This window comes from Streptomyces ardesiacus (genome assembly GCF_003112575.1).
Lineage (GTDB): Bacteria > Actinomycetota > Actinomycetes > Streptomycetales > Streptomycetaceae > Streptomyces > Streptomyces ardesiacus.
This window is the reverse complement of the sequence record NZ_BEWC01000006.1, coordinates 44330-66047: the sequence shown is the minus strand read 5'-3', so window position 1 is coordinate 66047 and position 21718 is coordinate 44330. Positions and strand designations below refer to the sequence as shown.

Annotated in this window: 21 protein-coding genes and 1 riboswitch; of the genes, 14 read left to right on the top strand and 7 right to left on the bottom strand. The window is 72.5% G+C overall.

The features are described from left to right. Nucleotides 1-7: 7 nt before the first annotated feature. On the top strand, nt 8-1207 hold the full coding sequence (locus Sdi02f_RS20330; protein WP_108933797.1) for an ROK family transcriptional regulator: 1200 nt from the start codon (nt 8-10) through the stop codon (nt 1205-1207). A gap of 21 nt (nt 1208-1228) precedes the next feature. Here Sdi02f_RS20330 and Sdi02f_RS20325 read toward each other — a convergent pair whose 3' ends face one another. The 3 genes from Sdi02f_RS20325 to Sdi02f_RS20315 all read right to left on the bottom strand — a co-directional run bounded on the left by Sdi02f_RS20325 (nt 1229) and on the right by Sdi02f_RS20315 (nt 4968). Then, nucleotides 1229-1669 carry a hypothetical protein gene (locus Sdi02f_RS20325; protein ID WP_234319778.1) on the bottom strand — a complete coding sequence of 147 codons (441 nt, stop codon included), beginning with the start codon at nt 1667-1669 and terminating at the stop codon, nt 1229-1231. Beyond that, the gene (locus Sdi02f_RS20320) at nt 1666-2430 is read right to left on the bottom strand and encodes an SDR family oxidoreductase (protein WP_031082859.1); all 765 of its coding nucleotides are present in this window, start codon (nt 2428-2430) and stop codon (nt 1666-1668) included. Before Sdi02f_RS20320 ends, Sdi02f_RS20325 begins: the two co-directional genes overlap by 4 nt. Before the next feature lie 168 nt (nt 2431-2598). Then, on the bottom strand, nt 2599-4968 hold the full coding sequence (locus Sdi02f_RS20315) for a chitinase C-terminal domain-containing protein (protein ID WP_108933796.1): 2370 nt from the start codon (nt 4966-4968) through the stop codon (nt 2599-2601). A 215-nt stretch (nt 4969-5183) separates the two neighbouring features. Further along, nucleotides 5184-5314, top strand: a riboswitch (FMN riboswitch). 155 nt (nt 5315-5469) lie between these two features. Here Sdi02f_RS20315 and Sdi02f_RS20310 point away from each other — a divergent pair. From Sdi02f_RS20310 to Sdi02f_RS20270, 9 genes are all read left to right on the top strand, one after another. Then, nucleotides 5470-6072: a riboflavin synthase gene (locus tag Sdi02f_RS20310; protein ID WP_031082857.1), complete on the top strand. Its 603-nt coding sequence runs from the start codon at nt 5470-5472 to the stop codon at nt 6070-6072. Next, a complete protein-coding gene (locus Sdi02f_RS20305; protein WP_031082856.1) occupies nt 6069-6713 on the top strand; it encodes a nicotinamide mononucleotide transporter family protein in 645 nt (214 codons plus the stop codon). Before Sdi02f_RS20310 ends, Sdi02f_RS20305 begins: the two co-directional genes overlap by 4 nt. Next, nucleotides 6710-7999, top strand: coding sequence for a bifunctional 3,4-dihydroxy-2-butanone-4-phosphate synthase/GTP cyclohydrolase II (locus Sdi02f_RS20300; protein ID WP_108933795.1), 1290 nt, complete (start codon nt 6710-6712; stop codon nt 7997-7999). The genes Sdi02f_RS20305 and Sdi02f_RS20300 overlap by 4 nt, the downstream gene beginning before the upstream one ends. 29 nt (nt 8000-8028) lie before the next feature. Next, the gene (gene ribH / locus Sdi02f_RS20295) at nt 8029-8514 is read left to right on the top strand and encodes a 6,7-dimethyl-8-ribityllumazine synthase (protein ID WP_030399018.1); all 486 of its coding nucleotides are present in this window, start codon (nt 8029-8031) and stop codon (nt 8512-8514) included. A 33-nt stretch (nt 8515-8547) separates the two neighbouring features. Continuing rightward, a complete protein-coding gene (locus Sdi02f_RS20290; RefSeq protein ID WP_030399017.1) occupies nt 8548-8820 on the top strand; it encodes a phosphoribosyl-ATP diphosphatase in 273 nt (90 codons plus the stop codon). 47 nt (nt 8821-8867) lie between these two features. Then, nucleotides 8868-9725 (top strand): ATP phosphoribosyltransferase, encoded by an 858-nt coding sequence (gene hisG, locus Sdi02f_RS20285; protein WP_030399016.1) that lies wholly within the window; start codon nt 8868-8870, stop codon nt 9723-9725. A 41-nt stretch (nt 9726-9766) separates the two neighbouring features. Further along, a complete protein-coding gene (locus Sdi02f_RS20280; protein WP_030399015.1) occupies nt 9767-10237 on the top strand; it encodes a PH domain-containing protein in 471 nt (156 codons plus the stop codon). A 203-nt stretch (nt 10238-10440) separates the two neighbouring features. Beyond that, nucleotides 10441-11772: a hemolysin family protein gene (locus Sdi02f_RS20275; protein ID WP_030399014.1), complete on the top strand. Its 1332-nt coding sequence runs from the start codon at nt 10441-10443 to the stop codon at nt 11770-11772. Next, on the top strand, nt 11769-12806 hold the full coding sequence (locus Sdi02f_RS20270; protein WP_053638419.1) for a hemolysin family protein: 1038 nt from the start codon (nt 11769-11771) through the stop codon (nt 12804-12806). The genes Sdi02f_RS20275 and Sdi02f_RS20270 overlap by 4 nt, the downstream gene beginning before the upstream one ends. Nucleotides 12807-12874: 68 nt before the next feature. Here Sdi02f_RS20270 and Sdi02f_RS20265 read toward each other — a convergent pair whose 3' ends face one another. Next, nucleotides 12875-14728: an AAA family ATPase gene (locus tag Sdi02f_RS20265; RefSeq protein ID WP_031184869.1), complete on the bottom strand. Its 1854-nt coding sequence runs from the start codon at nt 14726-14728 to the stop codon at nt 12875-12877. A 428-nt stretch (nt 14729-15156) separates the two neighbouring features. Next, entirely contained in the window at nt 15157-15726 is a 570-nt protein-coding gene (locus Sdi02f_RS20260) for a uridine kinase family protein (RefSeq protein ID WP_234328358.1), read from the bottom strand. Between the two features lie 236 nt (nt 15727-15962). Between Sdi02f_RS20260 and Sdi02f_RS20255 the strand changes: the two genes are divergently transcribed. The 3 genes from Sdi02f_RS20255 (at nt 15963) to Sdi02f_RS20245 (ending at nt 18396) form a co-directional block, all read left to right on the top strand. Next, a complete protein-coding gene (locus Sdi02f_RS20255) occupies nt 15963-17357 on the top strand; it encodes a C39 family peptidase (RefSeq protein ID WP_108933794.1) in 1395 nt (464 codons plus the stop codon). A 111-nt stretch (nt 17358-17468) separates the two neighbouring features. Beyond that, entirely contained in the window at nt 17469-17609 is a 141-nt protein-coding gene (locus tag Sdi02f_RS20250) for an SCO1431 family membrane protein (RefSeq protein ID WP_107049431.1), read from the top strand. A gap of 124 nt (nt 17610-17733) precedes the next feature. Next, nucleotides 17734-18396, top strand: a complete 663-nt coding sequence (locus tag Sdi02f_RS20245; RefSeq protein WP_030399009.1) for a TetR/AcrR family transcriptional regulator — start codon at nt 17734-17736, stop codon at nt 18394-18396. Between the two features lie 71 nt (nt 18397-18467). On the opposite strand, the gene Sdi02f_RS20240 is transcribed toward Sdi02f_RS20245, so the two are convergent. Continuing rightward, a complete protein-coding gene (locus Sdi02f_RS20240; protein WP_055468277.1) occupies nt 18468-19733 on the bottom strand; it encodes a glycoside hydrolase family 18 protein in 1266 nt (421 codons plus the stop codon). 368 nt (nt 19734-20101) lie between these two features. On the opposite strand from Sdi02f_RS20240, the gene Sdi02f_RS20235 reads away from it, so the two are divergent. Next, nucleotides 20102-21274 (top strand): acyl-CoA dehydrogenase family protein, encoded by a 1173-nt coding sequence (locus tag Sdi02f_RS20235; RefSeq protein WP_108933793.1) that lies wholly within the window; start codon nt 20102-20104, stop codon nt 21272-21274. On the opposite strand, the gene Sdi02f_RS20230 is transcribed toward Sdi02f_RS20235, so the two are convergent. After that, complete coding sequence (locus tag Sdi02f_RS20230) at nt 21237-21551, bottom strand: hypothetical protein (RefSeq protein ID WP_055468275.1); 315 nt, start codon at nt 21549-21551, stop codon at nt 21237-21239. The genes Sdi02f_RS20235 and Sdi02f_RS20230 overlap by 38 nt on opposite strands. Nucleotides 21552-21718: the final 167 nt, after the last annotated feature.

Below are 21718 nucleotides of genomic sequence, written 5' to 3'. Positions count from 1 at the left end.
TCCCGGCATGCCCGCATCCCCGAGCACCGCCCGGGCCATCAACGACCGGCTCGCCCTCCATCTGCTCCAGCAGGAGGGCCCGTTGACGGCAGGCCAGTTGAAGAAGCTGACCGGCCTGTCCCGGCCCACCGTCGCCGACCTCGTCGAACGCCTCACCGCCTCCGGACTGGTCGAGGTGGCGGGGGAGTCCGGCGAGCAGCGCCGCGGACCCAACGCCAAGCTGTACGGCATCGTCGCCGGCCGCGCCCACCTCGCCGCCCTCGACGTACGCACCGAGGGCGTCGCCGTGCTCGTCTCCGACCTGCTCGGCCGGGTCCTCGCCGAGGCGTCCGTGCCCATCGACGACCACTCCGGCACCGGCCCTGCGGTGGAACAGGCGGTGGGCCTGGTCGAGCGCGCGGTGAAGGAGGCCGGCGCCGACCGGCTGCACACCGTCGGGATCGGTGCCCCCGGTCTGATCGACCCGGCCGGCGGTGAACTGCGGGACTCCTCCGGGCTGCCCGAGTGGCACCGCCGGCTGACGGCCGCACTCCAGGAGAAGTTCCCCGAGGCCCGGGTCGGCGTCGAGAACGAGACCAACCTCGCCGCCCTGGCGGAACAGCGCGACGGTGCCGCCCGCGACCGCGACACCTTCGTGCTGCTCTGGCTGGGCCTGGGCATCGGTGCCGCCGTCGTCCTCGACGGCACCCTGCGCCGGGGCGTGTCCGGAGGCGCGGGCGAGATCGGCTTCATGCCGGTGCCGGGCACCGCGGGCCTGCCGTCGGCCACCGACTGCGACGGCGGGTTCCACTCCGTGGCGGGCGCCGCGGCGGTCACCGCCCTGGCGGCGGAGCACGGGGTGACGGCCCTGACCGGCGGACCCGAGCCGCACGCCGCGACGCTGGTCCGGGAGGCGGTGCGCCGCTCGGCGACCGGGGCCGACCCGGCCGCCGAGCGGTTCCTCGACGCCCTCGCCGACCGCGTCGTCCTCGGTGCCGCCGCCGTCGTCTCCGTCCTCGACCCCGGCTGCCTGGTGCTGGCCGGCGAGGTCGGCCGGGCCGGCGCCGACGCCCTCGCCGACCGGGTCCAGCAGCGCCTCGCCCGGATGTCCCCGCTCGCCACGGAGGTGCGGCCCAGCACCCTGGGCGGCGGCGCGGTCCTGCGCGGCGCCCTGCTGACCGCCCGCGACCGCGCCCAGGACGACCTCTTCACCCCGCCGCAGCGGTAGCCCCCGGCGTCCGCGACGGGCTCACCCGGGGGGCGCGGACCGCCGTACCGCGGGGTCCGGCGCGCGGAAGGCCGTGCCGTCCGCCGCCAGCCACACCAGTACCGCCGGCAGCAGCACCGCCACCCCCAGCAGGGCCATGAAGCCCGCGGCGCTCGCCGCCGGCAGCGGCTCCAGGTGCCGGGCGTGGAACAGGAGGTGGGCGACCGAGGAGACCAGGTAGGCCGCCAGCGCCGTCAGCACCAGGCGGCGCTCCATCGTCGCCACCGCCGCGCACAGCACCACGGCGAGCGCGAGGGACGCGCCGCCGAAGTCGCGGAGCAGATGCTCGTTGTAGGGCGGCAGGTGCGACACCCAGGGCCACTTCCAGAACAGCCGGGGCAGCAGCAGGATCCACAGCCCCAGCACCAGTTGGCCGCCCGCGAGCACTCCCAGCCCCGTCCGCAGCCCCGTCCGTCTGCTCATCCGCGCCGCCCGCCCTCCCCGTGGCCGTACCGCACGGCCAGGTACTCCTCGAAGGTCCCCCTGCCGACCGCGTGGCCGGGCGCGAGGTGCCCGCCCTCGCGGAACGCGCGGTAAGTCTTCCCCGCGAGCGGCACGTTCACCACGGCCCGGCGGCGTCCCGTCGCGTGCAGGCAGGCGCGGGCCGGCGACTCGAAGGTGCGCACCTCGGGTCCGCCCATGTCCGGCACCCGTCCGGCGGGCGCGGCACGGGCCGGCTCCGCGAGCCGGTCCGCGACCTCCGCCACCTCCACCGGCTGGTCCCGGGCGTGAGCCGGCAGCAGGACGGCCGGCAGCCTGGCCAGGGCCCGGAACACCCGCACCACCAGGTCGTGGAACTGGGTCGTCCGCAGCACCGTCCAGCCGAGCCCCGACTCGGCCACCTGCTGCTCGACCGCGAGCTTGGTCCGGTAGTGGCCGAGCGGCACCCGGTCGACGCCGACGATCGAGATGCAGACGAGATGGGACACCCCGGCCCGCCGCGCCGCCGCGATCAGGTTCGCGGCCGACCGCTCGTCCCCGCCGCGCTGCGTGGTCGCGCAGTGCACCACCGTGTGGACACCGGCGAGCGCGCTCTCCTGGCCACTGCCGCCCTCGCGCAGGTCGACGGTGTACGGCCGGCTGTGCCGGCTGAGCACCCGGACCTCGTGCCCGTGGGCCCGCAGCCGTTCGGTGACGGGCCGGCCGAGCGTGCCGGTGCCGCCGGTCACCAGGATCGTGGTCATGTCGTGCGGCCCCCTGTTCGGACGTCGGCGGGCGGATCGCCCCTCACACCGTCGCGCAGCCCGAACGACCGCGCACCCCGCCAGAGCCTGGCGGGGTGCGCGGGGGTTGGGGGGACCCGACGGCGGGCAAGGGCCTTCGTCACCGCCGCCGGGCCCGTTCGGGTGGGGTCAGCAGGCGCCGAGGTCCTGCCAGACACCCCATTCACCGGTGGTCCCGGGCTCCTCGCCCTTCGTCCACCACTTGGACTTCCACGTGTGCCCCTGGTGGGAGACCGTGGTGCCACTGCCGTACGACGCGGCCGTGTCCCAGGCCGGGGCGGCGCACGGCCCGGTGCCGCCCGTCGGGCCGGGGCCCGGCCCCGGGGTCTCGCCGCCCGTGGGCGTGGGGGCCGGCGTCTGCGTCCCGGGGTCCACCACGGTCGTGCCCCGGGCGTGGTCGCCGGCCAGGGCGTACGCCTTGCCGCCGATCGTCACCGTCCAGTTCGAGGGCGTCGACACGGGCAGGTAGTAGTTGAACGCCAGGTCGACGGTCGCGCCCGGCGCCAGCGACTGCCACGCCGGCAGTTTCAGCGACACCCGGTGGAAGTCGCCCTTCAGGCCGCCCACGTTGCCGCCCGTGTGGTCGCTGCGGATGACCTTGGTGCCGAAACCGGACTGGTCGGAGGCGTTCCCGGGGGCCGAGGTCGCGTAGTCGAACTGGAACTCCGTGCCGCCCGGCAGCGCGGTCCTCGTGTTGTTGGTGATCCGCAGCTTCGGCGTGATCGGGTAGTTGGAGTCGCCCAGCTTGAAGTCGGTGAACTCCACGTCCACGTTCACGGCCTCCGTCGGCAGGTCCGCGTTCGACCTCTTCGCGCCGTACGGCGCGGCCGACTTGAAGGTGTCGTACATCAGCGAGGTGAGGGTGTCGCCCGTCTCGTACTGGCCCTTGGCCGCGTTCCAGCCGTAGTCGCCGGCCAGCTCCCAGACCATCGTGCCGCCGATGCCGCGGTCCACCACGTAGTCGGCCTTCGCCCCGACCGACTGCTCGTCCTCGGTGGAGAGGAAGACCTTCTTCTCGGCGTTCCACAGCCAGGGGGCGACCAGCGTCGCGTCGTACTTGCGGGCGTAGGTGCCGGTCAGCTTCGTGTCCGCCGGGAAGCCGTAGTCGGTGACGTAGTCGCCGACGATGCCCTTCTCGAGGTTCTTGGCGTGCCACATCGGGTTGGAGCCCGCCGGGGACTCCTTGCCGTTGGTGTCGAGGTCGTGCCAGAGGTTGTCGATGCCGACGGCGCCGTCACCGCACTTGGCCAGGCCGGAGCCCGCCGGGCAGGAGGAGGCGGACGCCCTGCCCCACAGGCCGTCGGTTCCGCCCTGGACGTTCTTGTGGCCGCGGGTGTAGTACGGCAGGCCGATGTTGATGCGGCCGGCCGGCAGGGAGCCGCGGAAGTAGTGGTAGGCCCAGTCGGTGTTCAGATAGCCGAGGCCCCCGTACTGCGCGCTGCCGTAGACGCCCGCGGCCGCCAGCTCGGCGTCCTTGCCGTCGTCGAAGAGCGAGGCGTTCGGGCCGGCGTACTCGTTCCAGGCGCCGTGCAGGTCGTAGGACATGATGTTGACGTAGTCCAGGTACTTCTGGACCTGGAAGGTCTCCATGCCGCGCAGCAGGTACCCGGAGGACGGGGCGGCCACGGAGAGCAGGTAGTGCCTGCCGTCCGCGGCGCCCGCGCGGTCCAGCTTCTCGCGCAGCGTCTTCATCAGCGCCGCGTAGCCCTTGACCAGTCCGGCCCGGCGGCCGTTGGCGAGGGACCAGTCGAGCGGGTTGCCCGCGTCCTTCATCGTGGTCGGGTACTCGTAGTCGATGTCGACGCCGTTGAAGCCGTACGTGCGGACGAAGTCGACCGCCGAGTCGGCGAAGGTGTCGATGCCGGCCTGGTTGACCGAGCCGTCGGCCTTGGTGGCCATGGAGTAGAAGCCGCCGGAGTCCACGCGGGAGCCGTCGTCCGCGAAGTAGCCGCCCGTCTCGGCCCAGCCGCCCACCGAGATCATCGTCTTGACGTCGGGGTGCTGCTTCTTGAACTTGGTGAGCAGGTTGAAGTGGCCCTTGTAGGGCAGGCCCGGGTCCGTCTCGGCGCCCGCCACCCCGGGCCACGTCATCCCGGTCGCCGGGTTCTTCTCGCCGTCGGGGCCGACGGAGAGCCGGTTGCCGCCGTCGACGTGCGCGAAGGCGTAGTTGATGTGGGTGATCTTGTCCCACGGGATGTCCGAGGCGAGGTAGGCCGGCTTGCCGTCCTTGCCCGTGCGCCAGCCGGTGAAGTAGCCGATCACCCGGCGCGGGTGGTCGGCGCCCATCTTCTCCCGGCCCGCCGAGTCGTAGACCGAGCAGTAGGGGACGCTGACCCCGGGCGTCTCGTAGAGCCCGTCGGGACGGCAGGACTCCTGGCCGGCGGCCTGGGAGGCGGTCGCCGGGAGGCCGGCGAGCAGCAGACCGGCGACGGCGGCGGCCGCCGCGAACAGGGCCGGCCCCGCTCTGTGGCGGGTTCTGGAGCGTGAGGGGGAAGGCACAGTCGGTTCCTCTCCGCGGAAGTTGCGCAGACAGTAGAGAGGACTAGACCAGTGAGTCAATAGGTATGGACCAATCTCAAGGCGGCGGGGCGGGCGCCCAGTTGGAGCCTCTCCGGTCCGGCGTCGCGCACCGAAGGAGCGCCCTGTGAGCCACCCCACACGCTCCGTGCGGATGGACGCCGATCGGTCGTGGCACACTGGCCCTGTACCAGAAGCAGCGCACTCCGGGGTCGGTGAAAGTCCGAACCGGCGGTTACAGTCCGCGACCCGGTCGCTTCCAGCGGCCGGTTGACCAGGTGAAATTCCTGGACCGACGGTTAAAGTCCGGATGGGAGGCAGTGCGCGGCGGGCGAGCACACGTGCGCGCCGCCGATCTTCGGGGCACCTCCGTCACGGACGGGCCCCGTCCGGCGTCGTCGTTCCCGGTGTTCCCGTCCGTCCCTTCTGTCGTTCGTCGACAGCCCCGGAGTCCGTGCCCGAAGAGGCAGGAGGACCCGGGAAGTGTTCACCGGAATCGTCGAAGAGCTGGGCGAGGTCACCGCCGTCGAGACCCTCGACGACGCCTGTCGCTTCCGCCTGCGCGGCCCCGCGGTCACCGAAGGAGCCCGCCACGGCGACTCCATCGCCGTCAACGGCGTCTGCCTCACGGTCGTCGACCACGAGGGCGACGAGTTCACCGCCGACGTCATGGCCGAGACCCTCGACCGCTCCAGCCTCGGCGCCCTCGCCGTCGGCTCCCGCGTCAACCTGGAGCGCCCCACCGCCGTCGGCGCCCGGCTCGGCGGCCACATCGTGCAGGGCCACGTCGACGGCACCGGCGAGATCCTGGAACGCAAGCCCTCCGAGCACTGGGAGCTCGTGAAGATCTCCCTGCCCGCCGGCCTCGCCCGCTACGTCGTGGAGAAGGGCTCCATCACCGTCGACGGCATCAGCCTCACCGTCGTCGACGCGGGACCGGACTTCTTCACCGTCAGCCTCATCCCCACCACCCTCGCCCTGACCACGCTGGGCATCAAACGGCCCGGCGACCCGGTCAACCTCGAGGTCGACGTCGTCGCCAAGTACGTCGAGCGGCTGCTCGGCACGCAGGGGGGCACCCGGTGAACTGGCTCAACTCCGAGGCGTTCACGCTCTTCGACCAGCACATCAAGTGGTCGGACATGAGCGGCAACGTGATCGGCCTGCTCGGCCTCGCCCTTGGCTGGCGGCGCTCGATCTGGACCTGGCCCGTGCAGTTCGTCTCCGGGCTCGTCCTCTTCGCCGCCTTCGCCACCGCCCACCTCTCCGGCAGCGCCGGCAAGCAGATCGTCGTCATGGTCGTCGCCGCATGGGGCTTCTGGCAGTGGAACCGCGGCCGGCGGCAGAGCCAGGACGGCTCCGTCGCCGTACGGTTCGCCACCTGGCGCGAACGCGGCGCCCTGGCCGCCGCGGCCGCCGTCGGCACCCTCGCGGTGGGCGCCCTGTTCACCGCCTTCCCCACCCTGTCCTGGGACCCCTGGCCGGACGCGTACATCTTCGTCGGCACCGTCGTCGCCATGTACGCCCAGGCCCGCGGCATGGTCGAGTTCTGGTTCGCCTGGCTGCTCGTCGACCTCGTCGGCGTCCCGCTGAACTTCGCCAACGGCTTCGCCTTCTCCGGCTTCGTCTACGTCCTGTACGGCGCGCTCGTCCTGTGGGGCCTGCGCGACTGGTGGCTGCGCTCGCGCAACGCGGCCCGCCCCCTCCCGGAAGGAGCGCCCGCATGAGCACGGCACCCGTCCTCTACAGCCCCGACGGCATCGACGACCTCTCCCTCGATCCCGTCGAGCGGGCCGTCGCGGACATCGCAGCCGGCCGGCCCGTCGTGGTCGTCGACGACGAGAACCGCGAGAACGAGGGCGACCTCGTCGTCGCCGCGGAGAGGGCGACCGAGGAGATCGTCGCCTTCATGATGAGCGAGTGCCGCGGCCTGATCTGCGCCCCCATGGAGGGCGACGAACTGGACCGGCTGCGGCTCCCGCAGATGGTCGACGACAACACCGAGTCGATGAAGACCGCCTTCACCGTCTCCGTGGACGCCACCGCCGCCCACGGCGTCAGCACCGGCATCTCCGCCGCCGACCGTGCCACCACCCTGCGACTCCTGGCGAGCGGCACCGCCGAACCCGCCGACCTGGTCCGCCCCGGGCACGTCTTCCCGCTGCGCGCCCGCCCGGGCGGCGTGCTCGTCCGCAACGGCCACACCGAGGCCGCCGTCGACCTCGCCCGCCTCGCGGGGCTGCGGCCGGCCGGCGCCATCGTCGAGATCGCCGGTGAGGACGGGCGCATGCTGCGCCTGCCCGAGCTGATCCCGTTCGCCCGCAAGCACGGCCTGACGATCATCTCCATCGAGGACCTCGTCGCCTACCGGCGCAGCGAGGAGCCCACCGTCCGCCGCGAGGCCGAGGTCCGACTGCCCACCCGGCACGGCGAGTTCACCGCGTACGGCTACCGCTCCACCGTCGACGGCGTCGAGCACATCGCCCTCGTGCACGGCGAGATCGGCGACGGGAAGGACGTCCTGGTCCGCGTCCACTCCGAGTGCCTCACCGGCGACGTCTTCGGCTCCCGGCGCTGCGACTGCGGCCCCCAGCTCGACGCCTCCCTGGACCGCATCCAGGCCGAGGGCAGGGGAGTGGTCGTCTACCTGCGCGGCCACGAGGGACGCGGCATCGGCCTGATGTCCAAGCTGCGCGCCTACGAACTCCAGGAGCGCGGCCGCGACACCCTCGACGCCAACCTGGAGCTCGGCCTGCCCGCCGACGCCCGCGACTACGGCGCCGGGGCGCGGATCCTCACGGACCTCGGCGTGCGCACCGTACGCCTGATGACCAACAACCCGGACAAGAGCGCCGCCCTCGAACGGCACGGCATCACGGTCACCGGCCGCGAGGCCATGCCCGTCCAGGCCGGCGAGCACAACCTCCGCTACCTGCGCACCAAGCGGGACCGGATGGGACACGACCTGCCCTGGCTGGACACGACCCCCGTGTCCACCTGCGACAACCAGTAAGCAAGCGAAGACGAGGAGATGGGAGACACGTGAGCGGCAAGGGTGCACCGGAACTGTCCGTACGCAACGTCGGGGACCTCAGGGTCGCCGTGATCGCGTCGCTGTGGCACGACAAGGTGATGGACGGACTGGTGGACGGCGCCCTGCGCGCCCTCGGTGAACTGGGGATCGACGAGCCGACCCTGCTCAGGGTCCCCGGCAGCTTCGAACTCCCGGTCGTCGCCAAGGTCCTCGCGGGCCGCGGCTACGACGCGATCGTCGCCCTCGGCGTCGTCATCCGCGGCGGCACCCCCCACTTCGAGTACGTGTGCCAGGGCGTCACCCAGGGCCTGGTCCAGGTCTCCGTCGAGACCGGCGTCCCCGTCGGCTTCGGCGTCCTCACCTGCGACACCGAGGAGCAGGCCCTGGACCGGGCCGGCCTCGACGGCTCCCGCGAGGACAAGGGACACGAGGCGGTGACCGCGGCCGTCGCCACGGCGGCCACGCTCCGCTCAGTATCCGAACCGTGGCGCTAGGCCCGCCGGGGCACGCGTAAAGTGGGGGCCATCATGTCCAAGAAGACGTTCGAGGAGCTGTTCACCGAGCTCCAGCACAAGGCAGCCCACGGCGATCCCGCCACCTCCCGCACCGCCGAACTGGTCGGCAAGGGCGTCCACGCCATCGGCAAGAAGGTCGTCGAGGAGGCCGCGGAGGTCTGGATGGCCGCCGAGCACGAGGGCAAGGACGCCGCCGCCGAAGAGATCTCGCAGCTCCTGTACCACGTCCAGGTCATGATGGTCGCCCGCGGCATCTCCCTGGACGACGTCTACGCCCACCTGTGAGACACCGCACCCCCTCTTTCCCCCTTCACGCAAAGGAAGCCGACCCCATGCTGCGCATCGCCGTCCCCAACAAGGGTTCCCTGTCAGGTCCCGCGGGGGAGATGCTGCATGAGGCCGGCTACCAGCAGCGCCGCGAGTCCAAGGAACTGCGGATCGTCGACCCGGTCAACGAGGTCGAGTTCTTCTACCTCCGCCCCCGCGACATCGCGATCTACGTCTCCTCCGGCAAGCTCGACATCGGCATCACCGGCCGCGACCTGCTGGTCGACTCCGGCGCCCACGCCGAGGAGATCCTCCCGCTCGGCTTCGCCCGCTCCACCTTCCGCTTCGCCGGCAAGCCCGGCGCGGCGAACGGCATCGACGACCTCAAGGGCCGCACCGTCGCCACCTCCTACGAGGGCATCGTCGCCGCCCACCTGGCCGACCGGGGCGTCGACGCCTCCGTCGTCCACCTCGACGGCGCCGTCGAAACCGCCATCGAGCTGGGCGTCGCCGAGGTCATCGCGGACGTCGTCGAGACCGGCACCTCCCTGCGCAACGCGGGGCTGGAGGTCTTCGGCGAGCCCATCATGAAGTCCGAGGCCGTCGTCATCCGCCGCTCGGACGCCGAGCCCGACGAGACCACCGAGCCCAAGGTCCAGCAGTTCCTGCGCCGCCTCCAGGGCGTCCTGGTGGCCCGGACGTACGTGATGATGGACTACGACTGCCGGGTGGAGCAGCTGGAGAAGGCCGTCGCCCTCACCCCCGGTCTGGAGTCCCCGACCGTGTCCCCGCTGCACAACGAGGGCTGGGTCGCCGTCCGCGCGATGGTCCCCGCCAAGGAGGCCCAGCGGATCATGGACGACCTCTACGAGATCGGCGCCCGGGCGATCCTGACCACGGCCATCCACGCCTGCCGGCTCTGACCCGCCGCCCGCCGTACCAGGAGCACGACCGGAGCCCCACCATGCCCGACACCACGCCGGACCACCTGCCGGCCCTGCCCGTCACCTTCCGCCCGGGCCGCACCCGTGCCGTCCTGATGGTCCTCGCGGTCGTCACCTTCGTGACCGTCACGGCCCTCGGGATGCTGCTGGGCGGCCTCGGTCCCGGCGAGCGCCTCAGCTTCGTGCTGACCGCCCTCGTCCTGGCCGGCGTGCTGCTCCTGCTGGCCCGGCCCCGGGTGGTCGCCGACGAGACGGGCGTGACCGTGGTCAACCTGACCGCCCGGCGGCACCTCGCCTGGCCCGAGATCCTCAGGGTCAACCTCCGCCAGGGCGACCCCTGGGTCTTCCTCGACCTCAGCGACGGCACCAGCCTGCCCGCCCTCGGCATCCAGCCCGGCATCGCCAGGCAGCGCGCCCTCGCCGACGCACGCGCCCTGCGCGACCTCGTGGAGGCCCGTTCCGGTGCCCTTCCCGAGGCCCCGCGTGACTGACGCGGTGCCGCCGGCCCTGCCGCGGGCACCCTTTTCGTGATTAATCTGGGAACGAGGACGCGGCCCGTCGCGTCCTCGCCCCGTCGCTCCGCCCGGTGCGCGGGGTTCCTGCTACCCGAGGAGTGACTCCCTCCGGCGATGGACGGACCGTCCTGCAGTACCTGCGCCGCTCCCTGCTGTGACCTCCCACAGGCGGCGGCATCATGACCACCCCCCTGCTGCTCCTGGCAGCCGCACTCCTGCTGATCCTCGCCAACGGCTTCTTCGTCGCGGCCGAGTTCGGCCTGGTGACCGTCGAACGCCCCGACGCCGAGCAGGCCGCCGCGGCCGGCGACCGGCGCGCCCTCCGGGTCGTCGAGTCCCTCAAGGAGCTGTCCTTCCAGCTCTCCGGCACCCAGCTCGGGATCACCCTCACCTCCCTCGTCGTCGGCATGCTCGCCGAACCGGCGCTCGCCGAGCTGCTCGACGGCCCGTTCACGGCGCTCGGCGTCCCCGACGGCGCCGTCTCCGGCGTGTCGGTCGTCGTCGGCATGCTGCTGGCCTCGGCGGTCCAGATGGTGATCGGCGAGCTGGTGCCCAAGAACTGGGCGGTGTCCAAACCGCTCCAGGTCGCGCGCTTCGTCGCCGGCCCCCAGCACGCCTTCGCCCGCCTCTTCCACCCGGTGATCGCCGCGCTCAACACCGTGGCCAACCGCCTGGTCCGCACCCTGGGCATCGAACCCGCCGACGAGCTGGCCTCCGCCCGCACCCCCGGCGAACTGGTCTCCCTGGCCCGGCACTCGGCCCGGGCCGGCGCCCTGGAGCAGGACACCGCCGACCTCTTCGTACGGACCCTCTCGCTCGGCGAACTGACCGCCCAGCACGTCATGACCCCCCGCGTGAAGGTCAGCGCGCTGCACTCCTCGGCCACCGCCGAGGACGTGGTGAACCTGACCCGTGCCACCGGCCTGTCCCGTTTCCCCGTCTACCGGGAGAAGATCGACGAGATCGTCGGCATGGTCCACCTCAAGGACGCCCTCGCCGTCCCCGTGCACGACCGGCTGCGCACCCCGGCCGGCCGGATCGCCCGCCCGGCGCTGATGGTCCCCGAGTCCCTGCCCGTCCGGCCGCTGCTCACCCGGCTGCGCAGCGAGCAGCCCATCGCGGTCGTCGTCGACGAGTACGGCGGCACGGCCGGCGTCGTCACCCTGGAGGACATCGTCGAGGAGATCGTCGGCGAGGTCCGCGACGAGCACGACGGCCTCGACGTGCCCGAACTGGCCCCCGCCCCGCCCGAGGACGGCCGCCCCGCCTGGGACGTCGACGGCAGCTGCCGCGTCGATGCCCTGCGCCGCGTCGGCCTCCAGGCGCCCGAGGGGCCGTACGAGACCGTGGCCGGACTCGTCGCCGACCTCCTCGGCCGCATCCCCGCCGTCGGTGACCGGGCCGAACTGCCCGGCTGGCGGCTCTCCGTCCGCCAGGTCGGCCACTACCGCGCCGAGCGGATACGGCTGGTGCGCACCGCGCCGGTCTCCGTGCTGGAGGCCGCCCGATGAGCATCCTGCAACTCCTCTTCGCGGCGCTGCTGGTGCTCGCCAACGGCTTCTTCGTCGGCGCCGAGTTCGCCCTGGTCTCCGTGCGCCGCAGCCAGATCGAACCGCTCGGCACCGCCCGCGCCCGCCAGGTGCTGTACGGCCTGGAGCGACTGCCGCAGATGATGGCCGCCGCGCAGTTCGGAATCACCGTCTGCTCGCTGACCCTCGGCGCGGTCGCCGAGCCGACCGTCGCCCGCCTGCTGGAGCCGGTCTTCGAGTGGATCCACCTGCCGCACGGCGTGATCCACCCGCTCGGCTACGTCATCGCGCTGGCCGCCGTGGTCTTCTGCCACCTCGTCATCGGCGAGATGGTCCCGAAGAACCTCGCGATGGCCGCCCCGGAGAAGGCCGCGCTGTGGCTCAGCCCCGGCCTGGTCGCCTTCGCCCGCGTGTGCCGGCCGGTCACCGTGGCGCTCGGCGCCTGCGCGCAGGGCATCCTGCGGCTGTTCCGCGTCGAGCCCAAGGACGAGGTCGAGGCCGTCTTCACCAGCGAGCAGCTCAACCGGCTCGTGGAGGACGCCGGCCAGGCCGGCCTGCTCGACCCGGAGGAACAGGAACGCCTGGAGGACGCCCTGGAGCTGGGCTCCCGCCCGGTCACGGACGTCCTGCTCGGACGCGAGTCCCTGGTGACGGTCAGCCCCTCGGTCACACCGGGGGAGATCGTCGAGCTGACCGCCCGCACCGGCTACTCGCGCTTCCCGATCGCGGCGGAACAGGGTGCCTTCATGGGCTACCTGCACGTCAAGGACGTCCTCGACCTGGAGGAGTCCGACCGTGCCGTTCCCCAGCACCTGTGGCGGCCGATGACCACCCTGCGTCCCGAACTCCCCCTGGACGACGCCCTCACGGTCATGCGCCGCGCCGCCACCCACCTGGCCCAGGTCAAGGACGCGCCGGGCAGGGTCCTGGGCCTGGTGGCCCTGGAGGACGTACTGGAACTCCTGGTCGGCGAGGTGAGGGACCCGGCCCACCGAGAGGTCACCCTGGCGACCTGACCGCAGCGGCGGCGGGGGCCCGCCCACCGGGCCGCGCACCCGTCCCGGCCCGCGCCGAGGCCCTGCCCCTACGCGGCCGACGGCCCACCGGGCCCCCGCCCCGACAGCACCTCCCCGTACGCCTGCATCAGGTCCGGCAACCGCAACGTCGCCAGGTCGTCCCGGGTCAGCACCCCGGGACACACGGACAACCGCAGGTCCCGGTACGCGCAGCTCTTCTCGTACAGCGTCCGCAGGAACCGCCCGTTCCCCAACTCGTCGATCCACCCCTGGTCCACCACGTGCCCCGCGATCGACCGCAGTTCGTCGAGGGCCTCCTCGTCCCACACGTCCCCGTTCTCCGCCGCGAGCACCTCCCCGATCGAGGTCAGCTCCAGCGGCCGGTACGACGGAAAGTCCACCCGCGTCGTGAAGCGCGAGGACAGCCCGGGATTGGCGCCCAGCAGCCGGTCCATGCCCTCCGGATAGCCGGCCAGGATCACCACCAGGTGGTCCCGGTTGTCCTCGGCCCGCTTCAGCAGCACCTGCAGCGCCTCGTCGCCGTACGCGTCGCCCTTGCCGTACCCGGAGTTGGACAGCGCGTACGCCTCGTCGACGAAGAGGACGCCGCCGAGCGCGGAGTCGATCAGCTCGTTCGCCTTCACGGCGGTCTGGCCCAGGTACTCCCCGACCAGATCGGCCCGCTGCGCCTCCACCAGGTGGTCGCCGCCGAGCAGCCCGAGGGCGTAGAAGACGCGGCCCAGGATGCGGGCCACGGTGGTCTTGCCGGTGCCGGAGGGGCCGGAGAAGACGAAGTGACGTTTGGGCGGCTGCACCGGCAGGCCCTGCCCGGCCCGCAGCCGGGCCATGTTCAGCTGCGCGGACAGCGCCTTGACCTGACGCTTCACCGGTTCGAGGCCCACCATCCGCTCCAGCTCGGCGAGCGCCTCCTCCAGCAACGCGGGATCGGTGGGCCCGGTGGGCAGGGACGGGTCCGGGCCGCCCGACTTCTCGCGCACCGGGGCTCCACCCAGGGGCGGCAGCGGCGCGACCGGCGGGGGCTCGGGCACGGAGAGCTTGACGCCGCGCTCCTCGGTGCCGAAGAGGGGGTCGAGGCCGTCCAGTCCGTCCCCCGCACCGGGCTGGGCGAGACCCGCCAGGTCGGCCGGGTCGTCGTAGCCGTCGCCCTCGGCGATCGCGGCCAGCCGGGCGGAGGTGTCCATGAAGGCGGGGTCGACGCGGTGCACCGCCCGGTACAGCGGGAGCGCGGCGGCGCTGCGCCCGGTGCCCTCGTGGGCCCGCGCCAGCCAGTAACGCAGTTCCTTGCGCTGCGGCTGTTCGCTGCGGCACCGCATCAGCGCCGCCGACAGCAGCGGCTCGGCCTGCCCGTACATCTCCAGGCGGACCCGGGCCATGCCGCTGAACAGGCCGGCCTCGATGCCCAGTAAGGGGTCGCCGAGCAGCGGGTCGGTGTGCCGGACGAGCTGTTCCCAGTCCTTGACGAGGTAGGCGCGGCAGGCGTGCAGGAAACGGACCTGGGGATCGGAGTCCACCGGCGGCAGCCCGGCCAGGGCCCGGTCCAGCTCCGGGACGTGCCGGCCGTCCAGCCAGTGCGAGGCGTGCGCCAGCAGCAGGTCGCGCGGGTTCTCCAGCACGGGCTGCACCCACCAGCCCAGCCAGTACCAGGAATTGAGCGTCCGCCGGTGGCGGGCCCGCTGCTCGCCGAAGCGGTCGCGGTTGCGGAACATTCGCAGGAGCGCGTTCGTGGTGTCGACGCGCAGCGCGTGCAGTCCCAGCCAGGCGTCGGCCATCGTGGGGTCGATCCGCACCGCCGTCCGGAACTCCTCCTCCGCCTGCGGGTACGCCCCCATCGTGTAGGCGTCCACGCCCCGCAGCCAGGCGAGTTCGGCCGGGGCCGGCGGGCCCTGCGTGCCGAAGTCCATCACGTCCCCACCTACCGTGCCCCCGTCGGTAAGCCGCCGAGCCGTCGCTCGTCGGCCGCCTCGGTCAACGGTGTTGCCGCGGACCGGAGTTGCAGGTGCGTGCGGCAATCTCCCGTAGTTCGCACCGAGGGCATCGTACCCGCGGCGGCCTTTCCTCCGAAGGGTGCGGGAGGAGCCGTTCCACGAGGCCGGAGCGGGAGGGGCGCACGAGCGGACGGTGACCGAGAGTGAGTGCGCGGCGCCGCGGAGCAGCCGGGAAACGCGCTCAGGGCAGAACGAAGCCCCCGATCACGGGGGAACAACCGGGGGCTTCGCGTCTGCCGGCGGCTTCGAACTGCCGCACATTCAGAACGTAAGACCTGTACGGCCCCTGGGTCAAGCGAAGTTGGGGCACGTCGGCGGGTTGCCGAGAGCTGATCTTCACGAGTTCAACACATCGCCGACGGCCCGTCACGCTGCGTGAGAAAGTGGGCTCCGGTGCCCTTTCCCGCGGGTCCCGGCAGCACCTCGTACCCCTGTTCCCGCTGTCGCACCAGAAGGTGCGCGAAGGGGCGCGAGGGGTCCTCGGCGAAGTGCCGGCGCTCGGCCGGGATCCACCCGTCCCAGAACGCCCGCTGCTCCGCTCCGTCGCGCGCCCGCCCGCGCGCCCACGCCTGCTCGGGGGGCAGGTCCATCCAGAACAGCCCGGCCAGGTGCGGGCGCAGCGCCGAGCGGCCCGCGCCGACCCCCTCCACGAGGACCACCGGAGCGGGCGGCAGCGGGCGCGGCGGCCCGAACCGCCGGGTCCGCCAGTCATACGGCGTGGGGTGCGCGGTCTCCCCGCGCCGCAGGGGCTCGATCACCTGGGCGAACAGGCGCGCGGTCCAGTCGAACAGCTCGTCGTGACAGGCGATGTCGTCGAGGTGCAGCACCGGCGCACCGTCCAGCCCGTCCGCCAGCCTCCCGGCGAAGGTGGACTTGCCGGACCCGGCGTGCCCGTCGACGCCGATCAGGCGCACGGGCCCGCAGGAGGGGGGAAGCCGGCGGAGCCGGGCTGCCAGGTCGAGGATGACGGTTCCTGTGAGTGGGAGGGACGGACGCGGTCACTCGCACTCTAGTCACTGGTCGACACCAATATTGGTGGCGTGGCGTGCGTGGAAGTGCTGGCAGGACCGGCCGCCCGCGGCCATAGTTGGCGCACGACCGTGCAACGACGGACCCGCCCGACCCGGACACACCTGGGGGTCTCCCGCCCATGAGCAGAGTCGAACAGCCCTCCCGCAGAGCCCTCCTGGCCGCGGCCGTCGCCGCAGCCGCGGCGGCGGGCGGCGCGATCCCGGCCGCCGCCCAGGCCGCGCCCGCCGCGGGCACCGGCACCCGCGACGGCGCGGACCCCGACCGCGCCACCGCCCCGCGAGCGGTCGACTACCACGCCTGGACCACGTTCAAGGACTGGCGCAGCGGGACCGCGAAGGGGGCCCGCGCCGTCGCGGGTGCCCGCCCCGGGGTGGTGATCGGCACCCCGGCCGGCACCACCGACTACACCGACCCGCACACCGGCACCACCGCCGCCTGGGAGTACGCGGCCTGGACCTCGCCCGTGCACCGGCTCCCGGTGCCCGCGACGGAGGTCATCGCCTCCTGGAACGCGCACACGCCGGCCGGCACCTGGATCCAGGTCGAACTCGAGGGCACCTACACCGACGGCACGGCCACCCCCTGGTACGTGCTGGGGCGCTGGACGGCCGGTGACGGCGAGCAGGACATCAGGCGGACCTCGGTCGACGACCAGAGCGACGGCAGGAGCAGTGTCTGGACCGACACCTTCTCCATCGACGACGCCTCCACCGGCCTGCGCCTGGTCTCCTACCGGCTCCGGCTCACCCTCCACCGCCGGCCCGGCACGCGCACCACGCCCACCGTCTGGCGGCTCGGTGCGATGGGCTCCGACGTCCCCGACCGCTTCACCGTCCCGGCCTCCACCCCGCGCCACGCCGGGGAACTGCGCGTCCCGCGCTACTCGCAGGAGATCCACAAGGGCCAGTACCCGGAGTACGACAACGGCGGCGAGGCCTGGTGCAGCCCCACCTCCTCGCAAATGATCATCGAGTACTGGGGCGGCCGTCTCACGGAGGAGCAACTCGCCTGGGTGGACCCCTCCTACGCCGACCCGCAGATCTGCCACGCCGCCCGGTACACGTACGACAACCAGTACGAGGGCTGCGGCAACTGGCCCTTCAACGCCGCCTACGCCGCCACGTTCAAGGGCCTCCAGGGCGTGGTCACCCGCCTCGGGTCCCTCACGGACCTGGAGACGCTGATCGCGGCCGGCATCCCGGCGATCACGTCCCAGTCGTTCCTGGCACAGGAGCTGACCGGGGCCGGGTACGGCACCTCGGGCCACCTGATGACCGTGATCGGCTTCACCGCCGACGGCGACGTGATCGCCAACGACCCGGCCTCGGACGACAACGACGCCGTGCGCCGTGTCTACAAGCGGCGGGAGTGGGAGAACATCTGGCTCCGGACGAAGCGGTACAACGCCAGTGGCAAGGTCGTCTCCGGCACCGGCGGCGTCTGCTACCTCTACTTCCCGGCCCACCCGAGCCCGCGCCAGCGCACGGCGCTCGCGGCGGTGGGCGTGCGCTGACCGGTTCCGCTGTGACCAAGCTCTCGGCCGCACAAACCGCTCACGGTGGCAGAGTGGACACCGTGAGCGGGGACGTCCGCCGCAGCCGAAGCCCGAGACCAGCGAGAAGCCATGACCGCACACACCGCAGCCGCCGCCCGGGCCCGTACCGGCGGGCCCAAGACCGACGGCCCGAAGATCCTCGAACACGTCATGGGCTGGACCCTCGTCGTCGTGGTCGCGATGCTCGTGGTCCGGCTGGGCCTCCTGTGACGTGCCCCGGGGCTCCTGCGGCGTGACCCGGGCCGTCCGTGACGTGACCCGCGTGTGACCTGCCCCACGACCCGACCTGCCATACTGCGGATGTCCCGCCGCCCGTTGGAGACCAGGGTCGAAATTGAATATCAGTCAACAGCGTGCCGACGCCCGTCCCCGGGCGCGCGGCACCGAGCGCTCGGCGGCACGCCGCGCCGAACTCATCGCCATCGGGCGGAAGTTGTTCGCCGACACGTCGTACGACGCGCTCTCGATGGACGACATCGCCCGCCAGGCGCATGTCGCCAAGGGGCTGATCTACTACTACTTCCAGTCCAAGCGGGGCTACTACCTGGCGATCGTCGAGGACTCCGTCGCCGACCTCGTCACCACCGCGGCGCGCGGCCACGAACTGCCGCAGGTGGACCGCGTCCAGCGCACCATCGACGGCTATCTGCGCTACGCCGAGCACAACCAGGCCGCCTACCGCACCATCGTCAGCGGCGGCGTCGGCTTCGACGCCGAGGTGCACGCCATCCGGGACGGGGTGCGCGAGGCGATCGTCGTCACCATCGCCGAAGGAGCGTACGGGCGTTCGGACATCGGGCCCCTGGCCCGGATGGGCCTGCTCGCCTGGGTGTGCAGCGTCGAGGGCGCCACCCTGGACTGGATCGGCCGCCCGGAGCTGGCCCGCGCGACCATGTGCGAACTGCTCGTGAAGTCGCTGGGCGGCACGCTGCGCGCCATCGAGGAACTGGACCCCGCCTACCCGGCCCCGGCCCCGGCGCGCCGCGACGACGCCTGACGGCGCACGGACGGAGGGGTGGAGACCCGAGCCGGTCTCCGCCCCTCCGCCCCCCGTGTGCGCCGGACGGTTCAGTCGATTGCCTTGATCAGCTCACCGTTGGCGGTGTCGCCGCTCAGCTCCCAGAAGAAGGTGCCGCCCAGACCCTGCTCGTTCTTGTACGCCATCTTGGTGGCGATGGTCTGCGGGGTGTCGTAACTCCACCAGTCGCTGCCGCACTTGGCGTAGGCGGTGCCGCCCACCGTGCCGGTCGCCGGGCAACTGGTCTTGAGCACCTTGTAGTCCTCGATGCCGTCCTCGTACGTGCCCTTCGCCGGCCCGGTCGCGGTGCCGCCCGGTTCCGCCTGGGTGACGCCGGTCCAGCCGCGGCCGTAGAAGCCGAGCCCGAGCAGGAGCTTGGAGGACGGGACACCGAGGCCCTTGAGCTTCGCGATCGTCGCCGAGGTGTGGAAGTCCTCCTTCGGGATGCCGGAGTACGAGGCCAGCGGCGAGTGGGGGGCCGTCGGTCCGGTGGCGTCCCAGGCGCCGAAGAAGTCGTACGTCATCGGGTTGTACCAGTCGACGTACTGCGCGGCGCCCGCGTAGTCCGCCGCGTCGATCTTGCCGCCGGAGGTGGCGTCGGCCGTGATCGCGGCGGTGACCAGGTAGTCCTGGCCGAACTTGGCGCGCAGGGCGCCCATCAGCTTCGGGAAGGCCTCGCGGCCGCTGGTGTCGCAGCTCAGGCCGCAGGCGTTCGGGTACTCCCAGTCGATGTCGATGCCGTCGAAGACGTCGGCCCACTTCGAGTTCTCGACCAGGTCGTAGCAGGACTGCGCGAACGCCTCCGGGTTCTGGGCGGCCTGCGCGAAGCCGCCGGACCAGGTCCAGCCGCCGAACGACCAGAGGATCTTCAGGTCCGGGTGCTTCTTCTTCAGCTTGAGCAACTGGTTGAAGTTGCCGCGCAGCGGCTGGTCCCAGGTGTCGGCGACGCCGTCCACCGAGTCGGCCGCGGTGTAGGCCCGGTCGGTCGCCGCGTAGGCGTCGCCCATGGCGCACTTGCCGCCGGTGACGTTGCCGAACGAGTAGTTGATGTGGGTGAGTTTGCCGGCCGAGCCCGAGGACTCGATGTTCTTGACGTGGTAGTTGCGGTCGTAGACGCCCCATTCGGTGAAGTAGCCGACGACCTTGGACCCGGCCGCGGCCTGCGCGGCGGGAGCGTCGGCCGGACCGGCGGGCGCCGCGGCGGTGGCCGTGGCCGGACCGGCGCCGGCCAGCAGCCCGGCGCCGAGGGCGGCGGTGCACAGGGCGGAGAGGAGCGTCCGGACGGGGCGGACGCGGGGGAGGTGCGGGACGTGCATCGGGTGTCTCCTCGTGGGGGGAAGAGGGAACGCGCGCCGATTGGCATGAACGCGTTAAGGCGTTCGGTTCGATCACCGTAGGAGGACTAGACCAGTGCGTCAATGGTGCGGACCAATCTCGGGATCCCGGACCCGCGATGCGCGCCCTCGCGGCCCGGCGCGGGCGATTTCCCGATTTCTTCGAGTAAGCGGTCGTTAACTGGTGACTCCGTGCCCCCGATCGGGCATACTCACAGCGCACAGCCGCTGGTCAGGCGCTTCCGCGACCCGGAAGCGCGAAGATCGGCCAGGTCCGAACGACCCGGCGGAGCCGCCTCCACCCCAGGCTCACGCCCGCCGATGTGCCCGACAGGGAGGAGAGCGTCGACATGTCCGACCGCGCCCCGCAGCCGGTGGACCGGCAACTGCCCACGGACGAGGCTCGGGACCTGATCTCGCTCGTCCGCGACATCGCGCAGCGTGAGATCGTCCCCGGCGCGGCCCAGGAGGAGGGCGCCGGACGCTTCCCGCGCGAGGTCTTCTCCCTCCTGTCCGACTCCGGCCTCCTCGGGCTTCCCTACGACGCCGAGTTCGGCGGCGGCGAGCAGCCGTACGAGGTCTACCTCCAGGTCCTGGAGGAGCTGGCCGCGGCCCGGCTCACCGTCGGCCTCGGCGTCAGCGTGCACACACTCGCCTCCTACGCGCCGGCCGCCTACGGCACCAAGGAGCAGCAGGCCGAGTACCTGCCCGCGATGCTCGGCGGCGGTCTGCTCGGTGCCTACTGCCTCTCCGAACCCGCCTCCGGCTCCGATGCCGCCTCGCTGCGCACCAAGGCCGTGCGTGACGGCGACGACTGGGTGATCACCGGCACCAAGGCGTGGATCACGCACGGCGGCATCGCCGACTTCTACACCGTCATGGCACGCACGGGCGAGGAGGGGCCGCGCGGCATCACCGCCTTCCTGGTCCCCGGCGACGCCGACGGCCTGAGCGCCGCGGCGCCGGAGAAGAAGATGGGCCTCAAGGGCTCGCCCACCGCGCAGGTCCACCTCGACGGGGTGCGGGTGCCCGACGCCCGGCGCATCGGCGACGAGGGGCAGGGCTTCGCGATCGCGCTGTCCGCGCTCGACTCCGGCCGGCTCGGCATCGCCGCCTGCGCGATCGGTGTGGCCCAGGCGGCGCTGGACGAGGCGGTGTCCTACGCGGCCGGGCGCCGGCAGTTCGGCAAGCCGATCGTCGACTTCCAGGGGCTGCGCTTCATGCTCGCCGACATGGCGACGCAGATCGAGGCCGGCCGCGCCCTGTACCTGACGGCGGCCCGGCTGCGCGACGCCGGGCTGCCGTTCGCCAAGCAGGCCGCCATGGCCAAGCTGCACTGCACCGACACGGCGATGCGCGTCACCACCGACGCCGTGCAGCTCCTCGGCGGGTACGGCTACACCGCCGACTTCCCGGCCGAGCGCTACATGCGCGAGGCCAAGGTGCTGCAGATCGTCGAGGGCACCAACCAGATCCAGCGGATGGTCATCGCCCGTCACCTCGCGGGTCCCGAGGAGCGCTGAGACCGGCGGCGACGGTGAGGTCGCCGCCGACCCGGAGGTCGCCGGTGGTGAAGAAGCCACCCGTGGCGAAGTCGCCGAGTCCGCGCGGCGGTTCCGCGAGCCTGACCCACTCCGGGTCGTGGCGTCCCGGCAGGGTCCGGCCGCCGTCGGCCCAGGTCCGCATCAGCTCGCGGTAGATCGGCGGGTCCGGGATCTGCGGAGCCGGGGGAACCGGCCCCGCGGGTACCGGTACGAACACGCGGCGCCGACTCCCGGTCGACGAGTACGTGGGGGTCATACCCGGGCAACGCGGCGCGGCGCGGGCAGGTCACCGCCGGACGCAATCGAGCGTGAGTTCGCCGGTGTCCACGGACCGGCACCAGGCGCCGGAGGCGGCCCCACGGGCCGTCGTACCGCTGCCCGCGTCACGGTTCCACGGACACCGTGACGCGGCCCGGTACCGCT